General features: G+C 54.2%; 1 protein-coding gene. It reads right to left on the reverse strand.

Translation table 11 applies throughout. The features are described 5' to 3' along the window. Positions 1–225: 225 nt before the first annotated feature. Positions 226–549 carry a hypothetical protein gene (locus tag ROE7235_RS19725; protein ID WP_147434296.1) on the reverse strand — a complete coding sequence of 108 codons (324 nt, stop codon included), beginning with the start codon at positions 547–549 and terminating at the stop codon, positions 226–228. Positions 550–888: the final 339 nt, after the last annotated feature.

Consider the following 888-nt stretch of genomic DNA (forward strand, 5'->3'; position numbering starts at 1 on the left):
GATCAGAGCTTGAAGCTCAGCACGGTCGGCGGGGCCAAGGTAAAGGCAAATGTCATTGCGTCTCATGTCCCGAATATAGCACATCAGGCCCTCAATGGGAATCCTGTGTCAGGTGGGGAACACTAGGCACTGCCCGATAGGGAAAGGGGAGGGGTCGCCCTGTTATGAAGTGTTGTTCAGATATAGGAGTTTAATTGCGCCTGTTGCAAAGCGCCTGTGTCCCGATCATACACGAGCACCCGGCTCGTCTGGATAGGGTTCGGTTGCCGTCACAGCGTATTCCAACAGACGTGCGGTGACTGACATATCAACCCAATCTGTTACCGTGAGTTTCTCTGATACTGCGCGCGGCTTTGAGAGATAGCCTTTCAGATACTTGATCCGTCTGGTGCATTGATCGAATCTGCGCATGCTGATCATCCGACGACGACGCGACCGCTCTTTTGCGATCAGATAGCGCAACATCAAGCGCCGCATCAGGTGGAATGTGTCAGTATTGATCTGGAGCGTTTGGGCGACTAGAGGAAAGCCGCGAGAATGGCCCCACATTCGCCCCGGCCTTTCCCAGTTTTTTGGTAGGACCTGTTGACGCTGTGCGTGGGAGTTGTGGCGTGCCGAGTGTTTCGCAACATATTGCGACCAGCCCCGCGCATCTTTCACGTATGCGATATGCTGTCCGGCCCTCTGGGTGCCAAGGTGTTTGGTCAACCGAACCCAACGGTCGGGAATTTCAAAGGACCATAGGCCGCCAGTGCTAGATGCGGAGATATAGCTAAAAGTTGGTGATGGCCCTGAGGGGCGGCATATCATGGCGTTGTTCACGCGCCGCAATTCTCATCCGAGAAAAGGATATGCCACATGACGACAAATACCATTACCCAACTGCCC

Source organism: Roseinatronobacter ekhonensis (assembly GCF_900499075.1).
Classification (GTDB): Bacteria; Pseudomonadota; Alphaproteobacteria; order Rhodobacterales; family Rhodobacteraceae; genus Roseinatronobacter; species Roseinatronobacter ekhonensis.